Origin of the sequence: Dactylosporangium sucinum (assembly GCF_014647515.1) — a bacterium.
Lineage (GTDB): Bacteria > Actinomycetota > Actinomycetes > Mycobacteriales > Micromonosporaceae > Dactylosporangium > Dactylosporangium sucinum.
Map to the genome: position 1 here is coordinate 48,818 of NZ_BMPI01000032.1, position 21,121 is coordinate 69,938.

At 72.2% G+C, this 21,121-nt stretch carries 19 protein-coding genes and 1 riboswitch; of the genes, 8 read left to right on the top strand and 11 right to left on the bottom strand.

Annotated elements, in window-relative coordinates:
- Window positions 1-31 precede the first annotated feature (31 nt).
- Complete coding sequence (locus tag IEZ31_RS29485) at window positions 32-1,336, top strand: sugar phosphate isomerase/epimerase family protein (RefSeq protein ID WP_190253270.1); 1,305 nt, start codon at window positions 32-34, stop codon at window positions 1,334-1,336.
- 80 nt (window positions 1,337-1,416) lie between these two features.
- Here the strand turns inward: IEZ31_RS29485 and IEZ31_RS29490 are convergent, their stop codons facing one another.
- Entirely contained in the window at window positions 1,417-1,584 is a 168-nt protein-coding gene (locus IEZ31_RS29490) for a LuxR C-terminal-related transcriptional regulator (RefSeq protein WP_190253271.1), read from the bottom strand.
- 56 nt (window positions 1,585-1,640) lie between these two features.
- Here IEZ31_RS29490 and IEZ31_RS29495 point away from each other — a divergent pair, with 56 nt between their 5' ends.
- Window positions 1,641-2,129 carry a pyridoxamine 5'-phosphate oxidase family protein gene (locus IEZ31_RS29495; RefSeq protein WP_190253272.1) on the top strand — a complete coding sequence of 163 codons (489 nt, stop codon included), beginning with the start codon at window positions 1,641-1,643 and terminating at the stop codon, window positions 2,127-2,129.
- Window positions 2,130-2,369: 240 nt separating this feature from the next.
- Here the strand turns inward: IEZ31_RS29495 and IEZ31_RS29500 are convergent, their stop codons facing one another.
- Window positions 2,370-3,119 (bottom strand): DUF2470 domain-containing protein, encoded by a 750-nt coding sequence (locus IEZ31_RS29500; protein ID WP_190253273.1) that lies wholly within the window; start codon window positions 3,117-3,119, stop codon window positions 2,370-2,372.
- Window positions 3,120-3,230: 111 nt separating this feature from the next.
- A complete protein-coding gene (locus IEZ31_RS29505) occupies window positions 3,231-3,527 on the bottom strand; it encodes a DUF1540 domain-containing protein (RefSeq protein WP_190253274.1) in 297 nt (98 codons plus the stop codon).
- Window positions 3,528-4,040: 513 nt separating this feature from the next.
- Here IEZ31_RS29505 and IEZ31_RS29510 point away from each other — a divergent pair.
- The 4 genes from IEZ31_RS29510 to IEZ31_RS29525 all read left to right on the top strand — a co-directional run bounded on the left by IEZ31_RS29510 (window position 4,041) and on the right by IEZ31_RS29525 (window position 7,709).
- Complete coding sequence (locus IEZ31_RS29510; RefSeq protein WP_190253275.1) at window positions 4,041-5,066, top strand: Bug family tripartite tricarboxylate transporter substrate binding protein; 1,026 nt, start codon at window positions 4,041-4,043, stop codon at window positions 5,064-5,066.
- A gap of 6 nt (window positions 5,067-5,072) precedes the next feature.
- Window positions 5,073-5,609 carry a tripartite tricarboxylate transporter TctB family protein gene (locus IEZ31_RS29515; protein ID WP_190253276.1) on the top strand — a complete coding sequence of 179 codons (537 nt, stop codon included), beginning with the start codon at window positions 5,073-5,075 and terminating at the stop codon, window positions 5,607-5,609.
- Between the two features lie 8 nt (window positions 5,610-5,617).
- Complete coding sequence (locus tag IEZ31_RS29520) at window positions 5,618-7,150, top strand: tripartite tricarboxylate transporter permease (RefSeq protein WP_229835957.1); 1,533 nt, start codon at window positions 5,618-5,620, stop codon at window positions 7,148-7,150.
- 100 nt (window positions 7,151-7,250) lie between these two features.
- A complete protein-coding gene (locus IEZ31_RS29525) occupies window positions 7,251-7,709 on the top strand; it encodes a cupin domain-containing protein (protein ID WP_190253278.1) in 459 nt (152 codons plus the stop codon).
- Here the strand turns inward: IEZ31_RS29525 and IEZ31_RS29530 are convergent.
- From IEZ31_RS29530 to IEZ31_RS29545, 4 genes are all read right to left on the bottom strand, one after another.
- Window positions 7,648-9,219 carry an APC family permease gene (locus IEZ31_RS29530; RefSeq protein WP_229835958.1) on the bottom strand — a complete coding sequence of 524 codons (1,572 nt, stop codon included), beginning with the start codon at window positions 9,217-9,219 and terminating at the stop codon, window positions 7,648-7,650. The genes IEZ31_RS29525 and IEZ31_RS29530 overlap by 62 nt on opposite strands.
- The gene (locus tag IEZ31_RS29535) at window positions 9,216-10,085 is read right to left on the bottom strand and encodes a hypothetical protein (protein ID WP_190253279.1); all 870 of its coding nucleotides are present in this window, start codon (window positions 10,083-10,085) and stop codon (window positions 9,216-9,218) included. The genes IEZ31_RS29530 and IEZ31_RS29535 overlap by 4 nt, the downstream gene beginning before the upstream one ends.
- Before the next feature lie 9 nt (window positions 10,086-10,094).
- Window positions 10,095-11,228: a L,D-transpeptidase gene (locus tag IEZ31_RS29540; RefSeq protein WP_190253280.1), complete on the bottom strand. Its 1,134-nt coding sequence runs from the start codon at window positions 11,226-11,228 to the stop codon at window positions 10,095-10,097.
- Window positions 11,229-11,348: 120 nt separating this feature from the next.
- Window positions 11,349-12,284, bottom strand: coding sequence for a hypothetical protein (locus IEZ31_RS29545; protein ID WP_190253281.1), 936 nt, complete (start codon window positions 12,282-12,284; stop codon window positions 11,349-11,351).
- Window positions 12,285-12,481: 197 nt separating this feature from the next.
- Window positions 12,482-12,626: riboswitch (cyclic di-AMP (ydaO/yuaA leader) on the top strand.
- A 29-nt stretch (window positions 12,627-12,655) separates the two neighbouring features.
- Between IEZ31_RS29545 and IEZ31_RS29550 the strand changes: the two genes are divergently transcribed.
- Window positions 12,656-13,555, top strand: a complete 900-nt coding sequence (locus IEZ31_RS29550; RefSeq protein WP_229835959.1) for a C39 family peptidase — start codon at window positions 12,656-12,658, stop codon at window positions 13,553-13,555.
- Between the two features lie 54 nt (window positions 13,556-13,609).
- Here the strand turns inward: IEZ31_RS29550 and IEZ31_RS29555 are convergent, their stop codons facing one another.
- Together IEZ31_RS29555 and IEZ31_RS29560 are read right to left on the bottom strand one after the other, a co-directional pair.
- Window positions 13,610-14,332: a hypothetical protein gene (locus tag IEZ31_RS29555; RefSeq protein ID WP_190253283.1), complete on the bottom strand. Its 723-nt coding sequence runs from the start codon at window positions 14,330-14,332 to the stop codon at window positions 13,610-13,612.
- Window positions 14,333-14,432: 100 nt separating this feature from the next.
- Window positions 14,433-16,601: a transglycosylase domain-containing protein gene (locus tag IEZ31_RS29560; RefSeq protein ID WP_190253284.1), complete on the bottom strand. Its 2,169-nt coding sequence runs from the start codon at window positions 16,599-16,601 to the stop codon at window positions 14,433-14,435.
- 288 nt (window positions 16,602-16,889) lie between these two features.
- On the opposite strand from IEZ31_RS29560, the gene asnB reads away from it, so the two are divergent.
- Window positions 16,890-18,833, top strand: coding sequence for an asparagine synthase (glutamine-hydrolyzing) (asnB, locus tag IEZ31_RS29565; protein WP_190253285.1), 1,944 nt, complete (start codon window positions 16,890-16,892; stop codon window positions 18,831-18,833).
- A gap of 25 nt (window positions 18,834-18,858) precedes the next feature.
- Here the strand turns inward: asnB and IEZ31_RS29570 are convergent, their stop codons facing one another.
- Both IEZ31_RS29570 and IEZ31_RS29575 read right to left on the bottom strand, forming a co-directional pair.
- The gene (locus tag IEZ31_RS29570; RefSeq protein ID WP_229835960.1) at window positions 18,859-19,530 is read right to left on the bottom strand and encodes a response regulator; all 672 of its coding nucleotides are present in this window, start codon (window positions 19,528-19,530) and stop codon (window positions 18,859-18,861) included.
- Window positions 19,527-21,086 carry a sensor histidine kinase gene (locus IEZ31_RS29575; RefSeq protein WP_229835961.1) on the bottom strand — a complete coding sequence of 520 codons (1,560 nt, stop codon included), beginning with the start codon at window positions 21,084-21,086 and terminating at the stop codon, window positions 19,527-19,529. The genes IEZ31_RS29570 and IEZ31_RS29575 overlap by 4 nt, the downstream gene beginning before the upstream one ends.
- Window positions 21,087-21,121: the final 35 nt, after the last annotated feature.

Genomic DNA, 21,121 nt, shown 5'->3' on the forward strand with positions numbered 1-21,121 from the left:
CCACACGCACAAACAGCAGAAGGAGCAACACATGTCCGGAAAGATCAGCCGCCGCCGGTTATTGGCCGGCGCGGGCCTGACGGCCGCCGCCGCGTTCACCCCGCTCGGCCCGGCCTCCGTTTTCTCCCCCACGTCGGCGAGCGCGGCCAACGGCCGGCTCATCCCCGGCGGCAAGCTCGGCACCATCACGTACACCCAGCGTGACGTCCCGACCCGCATCGGCATCGCCGCGAGCGCCGCGCTGGGTGTGGCCCCGACGATGGGGTACCTGGGCGGCCCCAACTTCCCCCAGGACCCGACCGACCTCGGGCCGCTCGTGCCGCTCCCGGGTGGCTGGCTGGAGCTGTTCGAGTTCCTGGCCAAGGCCGGCTTCAAGCAGATCGAGTTCGCCGGCTACGGCCAGCACGCCTCGAACCCGGGCGGCGCCGCGCCGAACCCGGCGCCGGGCGGCGTCACCACCCCGGAGGCGCGGGCGGCCTACCTGGCGTACGCCCGCACCCTGCGCGGCTTCCTCGACGCCTTCGGCCTGGAGGCGATCGGCAACCACGGGTTCGTCCCGAACACCTGGAACGGCCCGGGCAGCGCCGGCGGCGCGATGACCACCCAGGACTACAACCGGCTGCAGGCCGAACTGGAGTTCGCGGCGATCCTCGGCATGCCGTACATGGGCACGGGCAGCGACCCGACGAGCGCCAACAACCGCAACATCGAGCCGTGGACCCTCGCGGGCGAGAAGTGGTCGGCGCTGAACGAGATCAGCGTCGGGCAGTGGGGCATCCACATGTACACCCACAACCACTCGCCGGCGTACAACTTCCTGCAGGACGGCCCGCTGGTCACCGTCACGCAGCACCGCATCACCGGTGAGCCGATCGCGCCGACCCAGGTCCGTGGCGAGTCGGGCAAGCGGCTCATGCAGCACTACCTCGACGTCACCAGCCCCGACCTCGTCGTCATCGAGATGGACGTCTACTGGGCCCACGTCGCTCAGCACCAGCACCGCTGGCGCTACGACTGGGAGGGCAAGCGCGTCGAGGACATCTTCGACCCGACGGCCCAGGTCTCCAAGCAGACCAAGCGGTACGCGCTCTTCCACGCCAAGGACGGCGACGCCACCGGCCAGGCCCCCGGCGTGGGCGACGGCTACTCGTGGATCCCGTTCGGCGACCCCCGCAGCGACATCAACTACAAGGGGTTCTACAGCAACATCGGCGCCAAGGGGTTCCACAACTCGAACTACGAGCAGGACAACGCCCCCGGCGGCAACGCCGACCCGGGCCAGTCCCTGCGATTCTCCAAGATCAGCGCGGCGGGCATGGCCGGCCTGCGCGGCTGACCGCTCCCGTCCAACCAGCGACGGCCCGGGGCACGACGCCCCGGGCCGTCGCCGCGTCCAAGCACGGCCCCTTCGGTCCTTCAGCCGCCGGGAACGCGCCGGCCGGCTGACAGCCCGCCGTCGATCACGGCGGCGACGAGTTTGGCGCGGTTGGTGGTGCCGAGCTTGGTGAAGATGTGCGAGAGGTGCGTCTTCACCGTGCCGCGGCAGGATGCGCACATCGTCGGGCGCCGGTTGGACGGCCGCACCGACTCACCTACGAGGTCGACAGGGACTGCGGCACCGAAGGACAGGAGCAAGAACCATGGCACGCGACGATCTCGCCGCACACGCACGGGCCCTGCTCGATGCGAACGCGTTTCTGACCCTGGGCACGGTCGATCCGGCCGGCCGGCCCTGGACCTCCCCGGTCTACTTCGCGGCGGCCGGGCTGCGGGAGTTCTACTGGAGCTCGGACACCGGCGCCGTGCACTCCCGCAACCTCACCGAACGCCCGCACGTGAGCATCGTGGTGTTCGACTCCAGCGTCCGGCCCTACCACGGCCGTGCCCTGTACGCGGTCGGGCCGGCGTGCGAGCTGCAGGGCGACGACCTCGATCGCGGACTGCAGGTGTACCCGGGGCCCAGCGACCGGGGCGCCACCGCGCTGACCCGGGAGGACGTGACCGGATCCTCCCCGTACCGCCTCTACCGGGCGACAGCGACCGAAGTATGGGTCCTGTGCCCACGCGAGCCGAGACGGCCGTGCCCGCTGCACGGTCTCGCCAACGACCACCGGACCCGCATCGAATAGCGACGGCACCACATCTTTCGAACAGCGCCCGCGCTCACCTCAGGCGCGGGACGCCACCCGGTTCACGGTTGCGGCCGGGCCGGCGGCGCGGCGGGCCGACCGGGCGGTCCGGATGCGGCCGTGGATCGTGCCGGTCAGCGCCGCCGGACCAGCAGCCCGGTCGCCGGCAGGTCACCCGCGACGGCAACGACCGCGACGCCGCGCAGTCATAGTCCGGCGCCCGTGCGCGGCCGAAGCGTCCTAGTCAGGCAGGAGCCGCCGCAGTTCCCGGTCGAGCGTGGCCTCGTCGGTGACCCGCAGGCGGAACGGCAGGCGGACGTCGTGATGCCGGTGCGCGGTCTCCGCCCGCAGCGTCAGCCCGTCGGCGTCGACGGCCACCGGGACCAACCTGGCGCCGGTGGCGGCCAGGTCGGGGTCGACCAGTGCGGCGAAGCGGTGCGCGGCCTCGCGGTGCTGCCGGATCAGGCGGGCCAGGTGCGCCGCCTCCACGGCGGCGATCGGGTCGGGACGCGCCGCGCGGTAGGCCTCGACGGGCAGCTCGACGGCGGCCCCGTGCCGTTCGACGTGCACGCTGCCGGGCTCGATCGTCCACAGCGCCACCGGCGGGAGGCCCAGCAGCGCCATGACGGCGTCGTCGTCGCACGAGTCGAGGAAGGCCGGGTCCAGCCGGCGGACCCTGCCGGTCACCGTCATCCGCGCCCGCACCCGGGCGCGCACCGGCACCGGCACCAGGTGGGTGACGTCGAGCCGGACGGCGCCGTCCGCTCCGCGGGCGACGACGAGCAGCCCGCCGAGCCGGGTCATCGCGTCGACGGCCACGACGATCGTGCCGTCCGGCAGCACGGCGTGCGCGTCGATCAGGTCGGCGGCCGCACCGGCCACCTCCAGCCGCACCGACGTGGCGGTCGCGAGGGCGGAGCGGACCTCGACCGCGTCGGCCGGCTGCCGGTCGGGGGCGAGCGCCGACGACGGTTCCGTTGCGGATGCCACACCGGCCTCCTTGCGCCGCGATCGAGTTCGAGCAAGCCTACCTCGGCAAGTAAGGCTTACCTTAGTCGAACCCGGCTGCGGCGCAAGGAGGCCGTTGACGTCAGATCAGCTTCAGGCCGGCTGGTAGGTCAGGCAGTCGCTGACCGTGGCACCCGGGCCGACCTTCACGGACTGCGCCGTGCAGGCCAGGTTGGTGTTGTGGGTGCAGTCGGTGCGGGCACACGCGCCGACACTGCCGGTGACCTCCCGCATCCCCCCGCGCACCGACGACTCGACGTACGTCGCACAGGACGCGGCCGCACCGGCCGCCGCGACGGTCACGGCCGGGGCGTGACAGCCACCGTCGTTGAAGCTGCACGTGACGGCGGCGCATTCTCGCACGGCAGGCATCTGCAATAGGGTCTTCATGACTCCTCCGCTCACTGTTCTGCGCCGTCATCGACAAAGCCCTGATCGACAAAGCCCTGATCGGCAACAAAGCGCGACCAAGCCCGAGAATAGTCGGGAAGTCGTCCGGCGGGCGCGTTTCCGCGGGCCGCACAGGATGGTTCACGGTGGCATCACACCAGCTCAGCCGGGTGAAACGATTCGCCGAAAAAGAACCGGGTATTTGCTGCGGCTCCGTCAAACCCAAGGTAAGGCTACGCTTTGTTTCTGGCCGTACGGAAATGGAAGGTCACACTTCGTCAGCGCATCCGGGTCGTCGGCAGCAGGCCGGCCCGGCGGGCGTCGCGATGGGATGAGCGTCGTCGTGCCCGGGGTCGGCAAGGTGGTCGAGGTCGGTCCGTTGCGCGGCCGGTCGCCGCGTCGCGACCAAAAAGACCAATATGCTCGCAGCCTTCACAATCGTGACGTGGGTCACGCGGTGGTGCATGGTGCGTAACACGTTCGCCCTCCCCCCGTGACAGGAGCAACATCTTCATGTTGAGACGGAGCCTTGCGGTCGCGTTACCCGCCGCGCTGCTGCTCACCGCCGGCTGCGCCAACCAGTCGGTCGGCGACTCCCCCGCCCCGGCCGGCTCGTCCGCGGTGGCGTACCCGACGAAGACCCTGCAGATCATGGCCCCCGCCGGCGCCGGCGGCGGCTGGGACACCACCGCGCGTTCCATGCAGAAGACCCTGCAGGAGGCCAAGCTGCTCAACGGCCAGTCCGCCGAGGTCCGCAACGTCACCGGCGCCGGTGGCACCATCGGCCTGGCCGAGCTGGTCACCAGCCACCAGAAGGACGCACACCAGCTGATGGTCACCGGCCTGGTGATGATCGGCGGTGTCGTGACGAACAAGTCGCCGGTCGATCTCGGCAAGACCACGCCCATCGCCACGCTGACCGCCGAGTCCGAGGTCGTGGTCGTGCGCAGCGACTCGAAGTACACCTCCCTCAAACAGCTCGTCGACGACGTCAAGGCGAACCCGACCGGCGTGAAATGGGGTGGCGGCTCGGCCGGTGGCACCGACCACATCCTCGTCGGCCTGCTCGCCAAGGCCGGCGGCGCGGACCCGAAGGTGGTCGCCAAGCAGTACATCGCCTACTCCGGTGGCGGCGAGACGAAGGCCGCCCTGCTCTCCGGCGACGTCAGCGTGGCGGTCTCCAGCACCAGCGAGTTCGCCGACCTGGTCAAGGCCGGCACCGTCCGCGCCCTCGCGGTGTCGAGCGCCAAGGGCGAGGACGCCGGTGCCGGCACCCCGGCGCCGAGCATCAAGGAGTCCGGCTACGACCTGGAGCTGATGAACTGGCGTGGGGTCGCCGCCCCGCCCGGTCTCAGCGCGGGTGAGCGCGCGGCCGTCATCAAGCTCATCGACGACCTGCACGCCTCGCAGCAGTGGAAGGCCGAGCTGACCGCGAAGAAGTGGCAGGACTTCTACAAGTCCGGCGACGACGCCGCGGCGTTCTTCGCATCCGAGAGCACCCGGATCAAGGCGGTCCTCACCGAGATCGGACTGGGTTAGCCGCACATGAGCTCCGCGACACCTGAGTATCAGGAGCCAGCGGACACCGGCGCGGCGCCGGGGGTGGAGGCCACGGCCACCCCCGGCCCGCTGGTGGCCGGTGGCCTGCTGCTGATCATCGGCATCGCCCTGCTCTGGCAGGCGATCCGGACCGGCATCGACAACGGGGTCACGCTCGGCGGGCCCACCCTGGCGCCGATCATCGTCACCGGCCTGTGGGTCGCGGTGGCGGCGGCCTACCTGCTCGGCCAGGTACGCCGGCGCACCCGGGCGACCGAGGGCACGACCACGAACTGGCGCACGCCGTTCGTGCTGCTGGCGGCGATCGTCGGCTACGCGGTCGTGCTCAAGTACACGGTCGTCGGGTACGTCCTGTCCACCGCCGCGTTCGTCCTGCTCTGCGCCCAGTTGCTGGGCACCCGGCCGCTGCGCGAGGTGATCGTGCGCGACCTGGTCACCGCGATCGCCCTGGCGCTGACCATCTACCTGGTCTTCACCCGCCTGCTCGGCATCGCCCTGCCCGCGGGGGTGCTGCCGCTGTGAACTCGGTCATGGATCTGCTCGCGGGGTTCGGCACGGTGCTCACCCCGCAGAACCTGCTGTACGCGGCCGTCGGCGTCACCATCGGCACGCTCGTCGGTGTCCTGCCCGGCATCGGCCCGGCCCTGACGATCGCGCTGCTGCTGCCCGTGGCGCTGCGGCTGGACGACCCGACCGGCACGCTCATCATGTTCGCCGGAATCTACGCCGGCGCCATGTACGGCGGCTCGACGACGTCGATCCTGCTCAACACGCCCGGCGAGTCGGCCTCGGTGGCGACGTCGATCGAGGGCTACCAGATGGCCCGTCGCGGACGGGCACGCGCCGCCCTGGCCACCGCCGCCATCGGCTCGTTCGTCGCCGGGACGATCTCGACGGTGCTGCTGACCTTCGTCGCCGCGCCGATGGCCAGTCTCGCCGTGACGTTCCGGGCGTCGGACTACTTCGCGCTCGCCGTGCTGGCGATGGTGACGGTCACCGCGATGGTCGGCTCGTCGATCGTGCGGGGGCTGATGTCGCTCGCGTTCGGCCTGTTCCTCGGCCTGATCGGCATCGACTCGCTCACCGGCCAGGCCCGGTTCACCTTCGGCGTGCCGGAGCTGCTCGACGGTATCGACGTCGTCACCATCATCGTCGGGCTCTTCGCGATCGGTGAGACGCTCTACATCGCCTCACGGCTGCGCGACCTCCCGGCGACCGTGACCCCGCTGGAACCGCCCGGACGCGGGTTCGCGTGGCTGAGCCGATCGGACTGGGCCCGCTCGTGGCGGCCGTGGCTGCGGGGCACGGCGCTGGGTTTCCCGTTCGGCGCGCTGCCGTCCGGCGGGGCCGAGATCCCGACGTTCCTGTCCTACACCGTCGAGAAGCGGCGCTCCAAGCATCAGCAGGAGTGGGGCAACGGCGCGATCGAGGGCGTGGCCGGGCCCGAGGCGGCGAACAACGCCTCGTTCTCCGGCGTGCTGGTGCCGCTGCTCACCCTGGGCATCCCGACGTCGGCGACCGCGGCGGTCATGCTGGCCGCGTTCGGCTACTTCGACCTGTCCCCCGGCCCGCAGCTGTTCGAGAAGTCGCCGGACCTCGTCTGGGGACTGATCGCGTCGCTGTTCGTCGGCAACGTCCTGCTGCTGGCCCTCAACCTGCCGATGATCCGGATCTGGGTGAAGGTACTGCAGATCCCGCAACCGCTGCTGTACACCGGTATCGTCGTGTTCGCGATCCTCGGTGTGTACGCGGTGTCGGGCAGCGTCGTCGACGTGTTCATCGCGCTGGCCATCGGGGTGATCGCGATGTTCATGCGGCACCTGGAGTTCCCGGTCGCGCCGGTGATCCTCGGCGTGATCCTGGGGCCGATGATGGAGATCCAGTTCCGGCGGGCGCTGCTGCTGTCCGACAACGACCTGACCATCTTCGTGCGCCGGCCGCTGACGCTGATCCTGCTGCTGCTCGCCGTCGCCGCGCTCGGCCTGCCGCACCTGCCCCGGCTGATCGCGCGGGTGCGTGGCCGCGGGGACGCCCGGCGGCTGGCGTTCGGGGACGAGGACTGATTTCACACGAGGGCGTGGGTTTCGGATCCGCCGTACTGGCAATTGCGGTGCGCAGTCGTGCCGGCGCCGACGGGCGCCGGCCATCACCGCGGAGGCATCCTTGAACGTTGTCCGTGCGCGGGCCGGCACGCCCGGCTCACCGAGCTGGTACCACGGCGTGGTGTGGATCGAGCAGCACCCGGGCGGGCCGGAGCCGGGCGGCCTGCTGGCATTCGGCGCCCATTTCAGCCCGGGTTCGCGCACGGCGTGGCATCGGTGCCACCACGAGCAGGTGATCCGCGTGCTGCACGGTGCCGGTCGGGTGCAGCGGCGCGGCGGGCAGATCCAGGAGATCCGCGCCGACGACCTCGTCGTCGTTCCCGCCGGCGAGTGGCACTGGCACGGGGCGGCGCCGGGCACCGCCCTGTCCGTGCACACGGTGCGCGAGGCGGGCGACCCGGCGACCGCCACCGAGTGGGGCGCGCAGGTGACCGACGCCGAGTACCTGCGGCCGCCGATCAGCATCTTCCTGCCCCATCGGCCGGTGGACCGCAGTCCCGACCTTGAGCCGACCTGGTAGATGCCGCGCGGGCTCTGGTCGGTGCCCCGGCGACGTAGAAGAGCACGCCGGTGGCGAGCAGCAGGAGCACCGGGACGACCTGGGTGAGTTCGAAGGCGGTGCGGCCGACGCCGGCGGGCAGCGCCTGGTCGGGGTGGCCCGTGGCGCCGAACCAGTCGACGCCGAGTCCCGGCCAGAGCAGCCACGTGGTGGCGGCCGCGGCCCAGAACGTGGTCAGGCCGCTGGCGATCCATGCCCCGGGCGTACCGCCGGGCACGCGGTACGGGCGGTGCGCGGTGGGGTGGGTGCGGCGCAGGCGGGCCAGGGCCGGGAAGATGCCCAGGTACGCGATCATCGTGGTCGAGATGGCGACGCCGAGCGCGGCCTCGAAGTACTGCTCCGCGCTTCCCCCGGACAGCCAGAAGGCCAGCAGCATCACGGCCGTCGACAGGGCGCCGCTGAGCAGGTTCACGGTGACCGGGGTACCGAACCGGGGTGAGATCCGCCCGAGTGCCCGCGGTGCGGCGCCGTCGAGACCGGCCACCGCCAGGACACGGTCGGCGCCCATCAGCCAGGTGGTGCCGCTGGACAGCAGCGCCCAGATGAACGCCGCCGCGGTGAGCTCGCCGAGCACCTTGCCGGCACCGGTCAGGGTGACCCCGCCGCCGGGGTGCACGGTGCCGCCGTAGACGGTGAGCACCTCCTTCGCCGCGTCGAGGAACCCGCTGACGCCGGTCACGCGCGAGGTCGGCAGCACGAGCAGGATCGCCAGGATCGGCAGGCCGTAGAGCAGGATCGCGCCGGCACCGGACCAGGCGACGGCGCGCGGGACGTCCCGGCGGGCGTCGAGCATCTCCTCGCTGGCGGCGCTGGGCAGCTCGAACCCGACGTAGTTGAAGATCAGCACCGGCACCACGGCGATGAAGCCCGCATACGCGGGCGCGAAATCGGGGAAGCTGAAGCCGTGCACGCCGTTGCGGGCCGCGTACACGGCGACGGAGGCGGTGAAGAAGCCGAGCACGGCGACGCGGACGAACGCGCCGATGCTCGGTATCCACCGGCCGAACCGGAACGACACGATCGCCGAGACCACCGCGGACCAGATGAACGCCAGGGCGAACAGCAGCTTCGCCGGGCCGTGCAGCGGGGCGACGAAGGCGTCGAACGCGGAGACGGCGAGAATGGTCAGCGTCCCGCCGAGCCAGATCGGGTTGGAGCACCAGTACAGCGCGGTGACCAGCGCGGCGACGAACCGGCCGAAGGCCAGCCGGCACCACACGTACGGGCCGCCCTGGACCGGGAACGCCGCGCCCAGCTCGGCCATCAGCAACCCGTACGGCACGAAGAAGCACACGGCGAGGAACGCCAGCCAGGTGAAGCCCTGCGCCCCGTTCTTGGCGACCGCGCCGATCGTGTCGAGGCCGACGACCGTGCAGATCAGGAAGAACACGAGGTCGAAGCGGCGCAGGATCCGCCGGAGCCGCGACTTCTCCCGGATCGCGTCGGCGGTCATGTCCACCACGGCGTTCATCGGGTCACCTCCCGTGGCCGGTCGGACGTGGCGAGCAGCGCCCGCTGCGCCGGGGCGGTGGCCAGCACCGCCGCCGACCCGATCGCGACCAGCAGCGCCAGCCCCGCGGCCGGCGCCCAGCCCGCCCGGACGGTCTCGCCGAACAGCGCGACCCCCACGGCGGACGGCGCCGCGACCTCGGCGATCCACAGCAGCGCGGTCGCCCGGGCCGGATCGCCGAGCGCCAGTGCGCGGGCGTACAGCAGCATTCCCGCCACGGCGAACAGCGCCAGCGCCCAGACGGCCGGATCGGTGCCGAGCCGGCCGGCGGCCGCCGGCGGATGCCGCCACGCTTCCGACGGTACGTTGACCGCCTGAACGGCCAGCGCGGCGCCGCCGAAGCCCAACCCGGCCGCGGTCGCGCACGCCGACGCCCGGCCGGCCCGCGCCAGCACCGACCCGAGCACCGCGACCGCGACGGCCGCGGCCAGCAGGCCGGCCCGCTCGGCGGTGGTGGCGCGGATCGGCGGCATCGGACCGGCACTCACCGCGAGCACGACCAGGGCGGCGATCGTCGCGACGATCGCCGCCACGTCGGCCCGGCGGAGCCGGACCCGCAGGCACACCCGGACGGCGACCACGGTCACCGCCAGTGAACCGGCCAGCACCGACTGGACCTGGTAGACCGGCAGTGTCCGCAGCGCGACGAGCGACATCAGCCAGGCCACCAGGTCCAGACCGACCCCGGCCGCATACAGCGGCTGACGCAGTATCCTCAGCGTGCCCGACGCCCGGCGGGCGCCGATCGCCTGGAGCAGTGACGCCAGCCCGTAGCCGATCGCCGCGACGATCGCGCACCCGAGCGCTGCCAGCGGGCCGATCGTCATGCCGGGCGCTCAGGTCTTGTACTGCTCCCACGGCATGTCCCACACCGTCCAGCCGTCGCCGGCATCCAGGCCGACCTCGGTGTTGCGCGTGGTCACCGGGTCGCCGACGAGCGTGTTCTCGTACAGCCACCGGCCGTTGGCCGTGGAGACGTTGGTGCACCCGTGTGAGACGTTGCGGTGGCCCTGGTCCCCGACCGACCACGGTGCGGCGTGGATGTACTGCCCGCCCCACGTCAGGCGCATCGCGTACTCCACCGGGGCGACGTACTCGGGCGTGCGGAACACCGTGTACGGCTCACGCGACATGATCACGGTGGTGCCGCTCGACGTCGGTGTCGAGGCCTTGCCGAGGCTGACCGGCGCCGTCTTCACGAGCGCGTCGTTCACGTACACGCTGAGCATCTTGGTCGCGTTGTCGATGTCGATGGTGAGCTTCCGCCCGATGGTGACGGTCGCGGAGGCGTCCTCGTTCGCATAGCGGTCGCCGATCTTGACGCCGTCGAGCGCCTTCCGCGCGGTGATCTTCGTGCCCGGCTGCCAGTACTTCTCCGGCCGGTACATGACCACGCGGTCGGAGAACCAGCGCCAGGCGCCGGGCTGCGGCGGGTCGCTCTTGACATAGAGGCGCTGTTGCACGGCGGCGCGCGACTCCGGCGGTACGTCGGAGCCGAACTCGACGACGATCGGCATGCCGACGCCGTAGGTCGCGCCGTTGGTCAGGATCAGCTCGGACGTGACGGCCGCGCCGCTCGGCTTCGCCATCGTGGTGAACGTGCTCTCGTGGGTCACGGGCTTGTCGTCCTTGCCGACGGCCGTGATCTTCGCCGTGTAGCGGGTGTTGTACTGCAGCGTCGAGCCGGGCACCCAGGAGGTACCGTCGGCGCGCAGTTCCCCGGCGATCTGCCGGCCGGTCGCGTCGACGAGGGCGACGTCGGTGACCCTGCCGTTGGTGACCTCCGTGCCGATCTCGGTGCTGACGGGCACGCTCGCGTTGCCGGTGCCGGGGGTCACGGTGAACCCGACCGGTGGCGTGGTCACCTTCGTCGCTGTCGGCTTCTTCGAACTGTCGCACGCGGACAGCCCGAACTGTGCTCCCATCGCGAGCACCATCAGCGTCGCCGCGCCGCGGCGCAGCCGTGTCATGTTCTGTGCCTGAGTACGGACATGGCCCGATCGTCACGGGGAGCCGGGCGATCGCGGGCCGGAATGCGAGTGACCGCCCGGGCGACAAGCGGCCCGGGCGGCTCAGACTCGGCGTGCAGCTCAGGCGACGGCGCCCACGACCTGTTCCGCGAGCGGCTGCCACTTGGCGTAGGCGTCCGGGAACGCGGACACCTGCACCGTTTGCGCCGCGACCGTGACGGCCATCTGCGCCCAGTCGGGGATCGTGACCAGCCGGGCGTAGAACCGGCGCGCGGACTCGTGCGGGTCCATGAGCTGCTCGACGCTGCCCCAGCTCGGACGCTGCTGGAACAGGCCGATGGAGTCGTGGTCGTAGCCCACGCCCTCGTTCGGGTGGTCGGTCGACCCAGGCACGTTCGGGTTCGCGAGGACCCGCAGGTGGCTCTCCTGCAGGGCGGTCGAGATGGCCACCACGTACGCGCGCGGCGGCAGGCCCATCTGCTGGCCGGCCTCGATGATCGCGACGGCGTTGTCCATCTCGGCCTGGCTCAGGCCGCCGACGGGAGCGTGCGTGGTCGGTGACGGCGCCGCCGGAGCCGCTGCCGACGGCGGCGGCGCCGATGACGGCGCCCGGGACGGCGCGGCCTTGCTCGGCGCGACGGCCCGCGGATGACCGGCCCACGGCAGCGACCCGCGCTGGTAGTCGCGGGAGACGCCGCCACCGCCCGCCGTGCGCCCGGTGTCGGCCATCAGCGCGACCCCCGTGACCGGACCGGCCGGCGCGGCGGACGAGCTCAGCAGCGCGGCGAGGCCGGCCGCCGTGATCGCGATGGCGGCCGCCGCCGTCACGCGGGTGCGGGTGGTGGCCGGACCGACCACGGCGAGCCGGAACGGTGTGCCGGCCAGGTGCCGGCCTCGGCGATACAGCCGATATAGCCGGTACATCCGGTACAGGACCAGCGTGCCGGCCATGTGCCGGCCGCGGCGGTACCGGTGCAGGTAACGCTGGAGACTGAGCGGTCCACGACTGTGCGCGGCACCGTTGAGCTGCTGTTCTTCTTCGGCGCCCGGAGACATCCGGCGAGCCTAGGACGCCACCGTCCGGCTGCCGGACCGGGTCCGCGGAGCGGGCGGGCAGACGATGGGCACACCGCCGCCGGCCACCGCGCGCTCGGCGAGGCAGCCTTTCCCGCGCAGGGGTTCAACGCCCCCTTGCCTACCCGCTAGTGTCGTCCTGTCCGCCCGGGCTGACCGTCACCACCTGGGGTGACTCCGGGGTGGATCCGCTGAGTCGTGTGCACACGAGCCGGGGAACCAAGCACCTCCGGGGTGAGTCCGCGAGGCCGTCGAGCCGCGTGGTAGGGCCGTCTTCCCGCCCGAACCCGTCAGCTAACCCGGTAGGCGGCAACGGAAGGAGCGCGCTGCGTGCGTACCCCCGCGTGGTTCTCATGAGTTACCGGTACCAACCCAGGCACTCGCTCGCCCCCGCCCAGTCCCCCTCGCCCCCGCCCTCGCGCTTGCGCCGGCTGCCCGTCGTGGCGACCGCGGCGGTTCTCGTGGCGGCGGCGTCGGCGGGTGGCCTCACCCTCTACCATTCGGCCACCGCGGTCCCGTCGTCGGACGCACAGGCCTGGTCGGCGGCCGGTGAGCCGTCCCGGGACGGCGCCCAACCGGCGCAACGCAACCAGCAACTGCAGGGCGCGCCGGACGCGGCGACCGGGGCGAAGGGCGGCGGCTCGGGCGCGGGGTCCACCCCGGGTACGAAGAGCACCCCGAGTCCGAAGAGCACGACGAGCGCGGCGGGCACCCCGAGCGCGCAGAGCACCCCGAGTGCTCCGGCGGCGAAGACGCTCAGCTACGAGTTCCAGTGGCAGGAGAACTACTACTTCTGCGGTCCGGCGGCCACCCGCATCGCGCTGTCCGCACGCGGCGCCCAGCAGTCGCAGTCCCAGGTCGCGCAGAGCCTGGGCACGACGGTCAACGGCACCAACTCGGCCGACGACACCACCCGGGCGCTCAACGCCCTCACCAACGGCTCGTTCTACAAGTCCCACTTCATCCGCACCCAGGCTGCCAGCCAGGCGGACGCGGACCAGCTGCGCGCCGACGTCGTCCACGCGGTCTCGAACGGATACGCCGTCGTGGCGAACATCGCGGGCTCCGCGACCGACAACGACGGCAACGACCACTCGTACCCGGGCGGTCACTTCCTCACCGTCGTGGGCTACAGCGACGACGGCCAGAACGTGACGATCGCCGATCCCGCCGACGCCCGCGGCGTCGGCCGGTACACGATGTCGACGGTCCGGCTCGCGCACTGGATCGCGCTGCGCGGGTACTCCGCCTGAACCAGCCGGTCGGGGTGCCGTCCGCGCCGGACGGCGCCCCGACCGGCCGGGGCGTCAGAGCGTCTCGGCGGTACCGGCGACCGCGGGGTCGTCCGTCCGGTCGCCGGGACCGGCCTGCCGGACCACCGCCGGCGACCGCTGCTCGTCCATCCAGGTCTGCAGGGCGGGGCCGGACTCGAAGCTGGCGATGAGCGCGTACCGCGGGTGCGGGCCCAGGTGGTAGGCCGCGTGCCACAGCCGCTCGGTGTCCACGACGAACTGGGCGCCGCCGGAGAGCGGGACGCGGTGCTCGACCGTCGGGTCGTCGCGCTGCTCCCGCAGGATCATGTAGCTGCCGGGGTCGTCGGTGAGGTTCAGCCAGACCCGCACGACCCACCCCTCACCCTCCGGGTTGAGCCGGTTGTTGTCGTCCTGGTGCAGGTGCCGCTCGACCACCTCGCGCTTGTCGACCGAGGGCTGCAGCTTGATGATGCGCACCCGGCCGAAGTTCGCCCCGACCGACGTCACCCAGTCGACCAGCGTCGGTGCGAGCCGGGCGTTGGCCGTCCATATGCCGCCCTTGTCCGGCAGGCCGTGTTCCCAGAACCCGCGCGGGTCGTCGTCGCCCTTGGCGGAGGCCAGGACCGCGAAGTTCGTGTCTCCGCCCGACTTCCAGTCCAGGTACTTGAGGCTCTCCCACTCCTTCGGATCCAGCTGGCCCGCATGCCGCTTCAGGGTGACGTACCCGGTCTCGGCGAGCGACTGCAGCCGGTGATGGTGAACGGGGATGACCGACACGTGCATAACCTCCAGATGTCGTTGCTGCCTACGGTGGCCGCCCTACCCGGATCCACGGCGGTAAACGGGCCCCTGCGGGGGATTCGGGACGGGGACTCCGTCAGCGACCCAGCGCCCGCGCCCTGCTGGGTGCCGGGAATCCCTGGACCGGCTGCCAGCGCAGGGTGGCCGCCAGCGTCTGGGCCACGGCGCTGTTGACGGCGCTGGAGACCCCGTCGCCGACGTTGTCGTTCGGGTTGTCGGCGTTCACCGCGATGGCGGCGGCCGCGAGCTGCGGCGTGAAGCCGACGAACGTCTCCGTCGAGTTGTACTCGGAGCTGCCGGTCTTGCCGGCGATCGGCCGCCCGCCCAGAATCCCGGACACGGCCTCGGCCGTGCCCCCGTCGCACCTGCCGTACGCCGATCCCTTGCCGACCGGGCAGCGCGCGGCGTCGGTCGCGGCCGCCGCCACGTCCGGGTCGAGCTCCTGCCGGCACTTCGGGGCCGCGGCGCTCACCGCCTTGCCGTCCGCGTCGGTGATCGAGATGACGGGCAGCGGCTGGCAGTACAGGCCGCCCGCGGCGACCGCGGCGTAGGCGTTGGCCAGATCGAGCGGGGTGGTCGAGGCGTTGCCGAGGGTGAACGAGCCCCAGTCGTCCACCCTCGCCACCATCGCCTGGTCACCGGACGCCCGGAACTGGATGCCGAGCCGCTTCGCCATGTCCACGACCCGGCGGACACCGATCTGCTCCTCGAGCCAGACGAAGTAGGTGTTGACCGAGCGGCCGAACGCGTTCCACATCGAGCGGTTGCCGTTCATCCAGCTCGGGCTGGCGTTCGCCGGGCACCACCGGCCGCCGCAGCTGCCCGCGCCGCTGCCGGGCCAGTGGGTCACCAGGCGCCCCGGCGCGTTGAACGACGTGCTCAGCGGCTTGCCCGCCTCGAGCGCGGCGAGCATGGTGAACATCTTGAACGTCGACCCCGCCTGGTAGCCACCGACGCCGCCACCGCCGCCGACGAGCTGGTTCACCGTGTTCGGATAGCTCGGATGCTCCGGCGGGTTGGGGTCCAGGCTGAAGTGCCGGTTGACCGCCATCGCGAGGACCCGGCCGCTGCCGGGGGTGACGACGGCCAGCGGCAGCGATCGGGCGTTGCCGTAGCCGTAGACCCCCAGCGACTGGGCGAGCGCGGTCGCCTGCACGCCGGGGTCGAGCGACGTGACGATCGTGTAGCCTCCGGTCCGCAGTTCGTCGTCGCGTTCGTACGGGGTGGTCCCGAACTCGGGCTGGTTGTTCCACCACTGCCGGAAGTAGTCGCAGAAGAAGCCCCAGTCGGTGTGCTGCGGCGGGACGGCCACGCAGTTGTTGGGCGGCTGGGTCTGCTTGATCGTCAGCGGCTGGGCGCGCGCGGCGGCCGCCTCGCCGGTCGTGATCTTGCCCATCTTGACCATCGAGTCGAGCGTGTAGCCGCGCCGCAGCAGCGCGGCGGCCCGGTCGCCGGTGGCCGGGTTGTCGGCGTCCGGTGACTGCAGCAGCCCGGCGATGAGGGCCGCCTCGGGCAGGGTGAGCTCGGCGGGGGTCTTGCTGAAGTAGGTCTGGCTGGCGGCGTAGATGCCGTAGGCTCCGGCGCCGAAGTAGGCGATGTTCAGGTACCGGTTGAGGATCTCCGGTTTGCTCAGGTGCTTCTCCAGCTCGACCGCGTACCGCATCTCGCGCAGCTTGCGCGCCGGGGTGTCGACGCCGGCGTCGACGCGCTGCTGCGGGGTCAGGCTCGGATCGTTCTTGAGCGCGTTGCGGACGTACTGCATCGTCAGCGTCGAGGCGCCCTGCTGGCTGCGGCCCCTGCTGTTGGACACCAGCGCGCGCAGGACGCTGCGGCTGTCGACGCCGCGGTGCTCGTAGAACCGGATGTCCTCGGCCGCGACGACGGCCTGCAGCATCACCGGCGCGATCTGCGTCAACGGCACGTCCCGCCGGTTCTCGTCGTAGAACGTGGTGATGAGCGTCTTGCCGTCGTTGGCGTAGACGTAGCTGATCTGCGGCGCCCGGGGCGTGCCCAGCTCCTTCGGCAGCGCCTCCCAGACGGCGACGCCGGTGCGCACCGCGGAGCCGCCGAGCAGGCCGAGCGGGAGCACGGCGGCGGTCACCGCCACGCTCGCGAGGAGGCTGCACAGCACGAACCTGCCCAGGCGGCGCAGCAGGGTCGGTCGTTTCGGCGGCCGTGCCGCGCCCGCGGGATCGCCGCGCCTGGCGTGACGGGCGGTGCCGTTTCGGGCGCGGAACAAACGCATCGTGCTCTCCCACCGGTGCAAAGAGTTGGCTGCCGCCGGCATCCGTACGGCCTGGCGGCGGACGCGCGGCTACCCCCGAGGAATGAGTTGCAAACGGTGCGGCCGCCGCCGCGGGGCCGGATCACCCGCGGGCCATCTCACCCCGGGCCGAGGGGGTACTCCGTCTTCGGGAGCAATCGGGCGAGGGCCGGGCAATCGGGCATCCCCGGCGCCGGGTGCTGTTTCGCTGGATGGCGTGGCGCATCACGGCCGCCCGCGGCCACCACGATGACGAAAGGGAACGATGCCATGTGTGGCTTCCTCGTCCACGTCAGCGACAGCCTGATCTCCCCCGACACGCTCGAGCGGATGGAGCGGCAGCTCGGCCTGCTGCACCACCGCGGCCCCGACGACACCGCCGTCGAGCAACTCGGTGACGGCGTGGTGGCCGGTTTCAAGCGGTTGTCCATCATCGATCGCGGTGGCAGCCGGCAGCCGCTGCGGTACCCGCCGGAAGGTCCGGAGGCCGGCCGCTGGGGCCTGGTCTTCAACGGCGAGATCTACAACTTCGAGGCGCTGCGCGAGGAGCTGATCCGCGACCACGGCGCCACCTTCGCCACCGCCGGCGACAGCGAGGTCGTCGCGGCCGCGTTCCACCACTGGGGACAGTCGGCCCTCGGCCGGCTGCGGGGCATGTTCGCGTTCGTCCTGTGGGACGACGCGAACGAGACGGTGTACGCCGCGCGGGACCCGTTCGGGATCAAGCCGCTGTACTACCTGGCGGCGCCGGGCGAGCTGTGGCTGTCGAGCGAGAAGCCGCCGCTGCTGGAGGTCGCGGGCGACGAGGTCGACGGCACCGCGCTGTCGCTCTACCTGACGATGCAGTACGTTCCCGAGCCCTACACGATGCACCGGGACATCGCCCGGCTGCCCGGCGGCGGGATGCTGACCCGGGCGCTCGGCCGCGCTCCGCTGGTGCACCGGTACACCCGGGTCACGTTCCGGCCGGACCCGACCGCCGACGACGACGCGATCGTGGACGAGCTGCGCGCGGCGCTGCGCGACAGCGTCCGGGCCCACCTGCGCGCGGACGTCCCCGTCGGCGCGTTCCTGTCCAGCGGCATCGACTCGACCGGCATCGTCGCCCTGGCGGCCGAGGTCGATCCACAGATCCGGGCCTTCACCGTCGGCTTCGACACGCCCGGCGCCACGTCCGAGATCGAGGTGGCCGAGGAGACGGCGCGCCACCTCGACGTCGACCTGGTGCCCACGGTCGTCACGGCGGAGGACGTGCTCGACGCGCTGCCCCGCATCGTGTGGCACCTGGGCGACCCGGTCGCCGACCCGTCGATCGTGCCGCTGTACTGCCTGGCGCGGACCGCGGCGAGGCACGTCACCGTCGTGCTGTCCGGCGAGGGGGCCGACGAGCTGGCCGGCGGCTACACCATCTATCGCGAGCCGCGCTCCCTGGCGCCGGTGAGCCGGCTCGCCGAGCCGCTCCAGCGCGGCCTGCGCGCGGTGGCCCGGATACTCCCCGACGGCGTGCGGGGCAAGAGCTACCTGGAGCGCGCCACCACGCCGATCCAGACCCGGTACTTCGGCAACGCCAGGGTGATCAGCAACGAGGAGAAGGCCCGGATTCTCGGGGCCAAGCCGGTGATCGGGCACGCACACGTCACGTGGCCGCTGTACGCCGAGGCGGTCCACCTCGACGACGCCACGACGATGCAGTACATCGACGTCAACACCTGGCTGCCCGGCGACATCCTGACCAAGGCGGACCGGATCTCGATGGCGCACTCGCTGGAGCTGCGCGTGCCGTACCTGGACCGGGTCGTCTTCGACGTCATGTCCCGGCTGCCGGCCCGGTTGAAGGTGCCGCCGTACAGCCGGACGACCAAGTACGCGCTGCGCAGGGCGCTGCGGGGCATCGTGCCGGACTTCGTCGTCGACCGGCCGAAGCTCGGCTTCCCGACCCCGGCCGCCCGCTGGCTGCGCACGGACCTCGCCGAGTGGGCCCACCACCTGCTGTCGACGTCGGGCGCCAAGCAGCTGATCGACCTGGACTACGCCCACTCGCTGCTGAACGAGCACGAGCGCGGCGACGCCGACCACGGCCGGAAGCTGTGGATCCTGCTGTCGTTCTGCCTGTGGCACGGCATCTTCGTCGACGGTTCGATCGCACCGCCGCTGCCCGAGCGTCCGAACCGCCCGGACCGCCCGGCGGCGGCCGCCGGGCCGGCGCGGCCGTGACCGCGAGCCACGCCGGCGCCGGTGGTCAGCCCCGCCACGCGTATCGGTGCTCCGGCCGGCCTGCCCCGCCGTAGCGCAGCCGCACCTCGGCCTTCCCCGTCTGGACGAGGTGTTCGAGGTAGCGCCGGGTGCTCACGCGGGACAGGCCGGCCCGCTCGGCGCACTCGGCGGCGGACAGGTCGGTCCCGCTGTCGCGCAGCACGGCGACGACCAGCTCCGCGGTGGCCGGGGCGAGGCCCTTCGGCATGCCCGCGTCGCTCGGGTGCAGGGTGGCGAAGAGCCGGTCGACGTCGGCCTGCCCGGCCCGGCGGACCTCGGTCAGCCGGTGTACCGCGTCGGCGTACCGCTCCAGCCGCTCGCGCAGCGTCTCGAAGCTGAAGGGTTTGATGATGTAGTGCACGACGCCGCTGCGCAGCGCGCCCCGGATGGTCTCGACGTCCTGCGCCGCGGTGATCGCCAGCACGTCGACCGGGTTGCCGTCCTGGCGCAGCCGGCGCAGCACGTCCAGCCCGGAGATGTCGGGCAGGTAGATGTCGAGCAGCACCAGGTCCGGGTGCAGCTGGGCCACGGCGTCCAGCGCGGCGGCGCCGGTGTGCGCGGCCCCCACGACGGTGAAGCCCGGCACCCGCTGGACGAATCCCTGATGGATCCGCGCCACCATGAAGTCGTCGTCGACGACGAGCACCCGCGGCATCATGCCGCCGATCCGGCGCCGACGGGCAGCCGCGCGGTGAACGCCGACCCGTCGACGGTGATCTGGCCGCCGCGGGCGGTGCACACCCGGCTGATCAGCGCGAGCCCGAGGCCGCGGTGCCCGTCCGCGGCCTTGGTGGTGAACCCCCGGCCGAAGACCTGCTCGGCGTGCTCGCTGGCCACCCCGGCGCCGGAGTCGGTGACCCTGACCTCGATCGCGTCGCCGAGGTCCCGCACCGACACGCTGACCCATCCGCCGGACTGCGCGGCGTCGACGGCGTTGTCGACGAGGTTGCCGGTCACCGTGACCAGGTCGGCGGACAGCTGGGCGTCCATGGTCCGGCCGAGGGCGGTGTCGTCGGCGATGCGCAGCTGCACGTGCTGCTCGGACGCGACGCTCGCCTTCGCGATGAGCAGCGCGGCGAGGGCCGGGTCGGCGATGCGCGACTGCACCTCGTGGTTGAGCGCGTCCTGGTGCTGGCCGGCCTGGAGGATGAACGTGACCGCGTCGTCGTACTGGCCCAGCTGCACCAGCCCGGAGATGGTGTGCAGCCGGTTGGTGAACTCGTGCGCCTGCGCGCGCAGGGTGTCGGTCGTGTGGCGGCTCAGGTCCAGTTCGCGCTCCAGCGACGTGAGCTCGGTGCGGTCGCGCAGCGTGGTCACCGAGCCGACCGGCCGGCCGCGGACGAGCACCGGCATCCGATTGAGTACCAGCACCCGGGACTCGTGCACCACGACGTGGTCGGGTTCGTCGGACCCGACCGTCAGCAGCGTCAGCAGCTCCTCGGGCATCCCCAGCGACCGCAGCGGGACGCCGGTGACGTCGCCGGACAGGCCGAGCAGCCGCCGTGCCTCGTCGTTGGCGAGGGTGACCCGCCCGGCGGCGTCGACGCCGATGAGGCCCTCCTTGATGCCGTGCAGCATGGCTTCGCGGTGCTCGACCAGCCCGGAGATCTCGGCCGGTTCGAGCCCCAGGGTCTGCCGCTTGATCCGCCGCGACAGCAGCGTGGACCCGGCGATGCCCAGGAGCGAGCCGAGCAGCAGGTAGGTCAGCAGGTCCGGGGTCGCGGTCGCCAGCAGCTCGGGCAGCGACGGGTACGTCTTGCCGACCACGACGAGGCCGAGCACCCGCCCGTCCCGGGGGTCGAGCACGGGCGCGTGGGCCTCCAGCACCGGGCTGTCGTGCTCCACGACGCCGAGCCAGGCCCGGCCGGTCGCCGCATTGCTGGCGCCGAGCACCGCCGGCTGGCCCCGGCGCGGGCCGGTGAGCAGCGCCCCGTGGGCGTCGACGAACTCCACGTAGGTCGAGCCGGAGACGCTGCGGGCGGTCTCGGCGCTGGCCGCCAGCGAGTCGTACCAGATCGTCGCGCCCATGCCGGCCCGGACGAGGTCGGTGGCGGCCAGGTTCTCGGCCGTCGAGCGCAGCTTGGCGCCCTGGTCGCGGCGGAACGCGGCGCCGGCCTCGGCCATCGACACCGCCGCGACCGCGCCGACGACGAGCAGCACGATGCCGAGCTGGAGCACGAGGAACTGCCGGGCGAGGGAAAACTGCCAGCGCACCTGCCTCCTCCTTGCCTCGACGCCGCCGGGGTGGG

Bases quoted from the DNA above. Each gene is read 5' to 3' on its own strand.
- IEZ31_RS29535 (WP_190253279.1), bottom strand. From the start codon at position 10,085: ATGACGATCGGCCCGCTGGCAGCGCTCGGGTGCGCGATCGTCGCGGCG.
- IEZ31_RS29570 (WP_229835960.1), bottom strand. From the start codon at position 19,530: ATGATGCCGCGGGTGCTCGTCGTCGACGACGACTTCATGGTGGCGCGG.
- IEZ31_RS29510 (WP_190253275.1), top strand. From the start codon at position 4,041: ATGTTGAGACGGAGCCTTGCGGTCGCGTTACCCGCCGCGCTGCTGCTC.
- IEZ31_RS29515 (WP_190253276.1), top strand. From the start codon at position 5,073: ATGAGCTCCGCGACACCTGAGTATCAGGAGCCAGCGGACACCGGCGCG.
- IEZ31_RS29495 (WP_190253272.1), top strand. From the start codon at position 1,641: ATGGCACGCGACGATCTCGCCGCACACGCACGGGCCCTGCTCGATGCG.
- IEZ31_RS29485 (WP_190253270.1), top strand. From the start codon at position 32: ATGTCCGGAAAGATCAGCCGCCGCCGGTTATTGGCCGGCGCGGGCCTG.
- IEZ31_RS29550 (WP_229835959.1), top strand. From the start codon at position 12,656: ATGAGTTACCGGTACCAACCCAGGCACTCGCTCGCCCCCGCCCAGTCC.
- IEZ31_RS29545 (WP_190253281.1), bottom strand. From the start codon at position 12,284: ATGTCTCCGGGCGCCGAAGAAGAACAGCAGCTCAACGGTGCCGCGCAC.
- asnB (WP_190253285.1), top strand. From the start codon at position 16,890: ATGTGTGGCTTCCTCGTCCACGTCAGCGACAGCCTGATCTCCCCCGAC.
- IEZ31_RS29560 (WP_190253284.1), bottom strand. From the start codon at position 16,601: ATGCGTTTGTTCCGCGCCCGAAACGGCACCGCCCGTCACGCCAGGCGC.
- IEZ31_RS29540 (WP_190253280.1), bottom strand. From the start codon at position 11,228: ATGACACGGCTGCGCCGCGGCGCGGCGACGCTGATGGTGCTCGCGATG.
- IEZ31_RS29505 (WP_190253274.1), bottom strand. From the start codon at position 3,527: ATGAAGACCCTATTGCAGATGCCTGCCGTGCGAGAATGCGCCGCCGTC.
- IEZ31_RS29520 (WP_229835957.1), top strand. From the start codon at position 5,618: ATGGATCTGCTCGCGGGGTTCGGCACGGTGCTCACCCCGCAGAACCTG.
- IEZ31_RS29530 (WP_229835958.1), bottom strand. From the start codon at position 9,219: ATGAACGCCGTGGTGGACATGACCGCCGACGCGATCCGGGAGAAGTCG.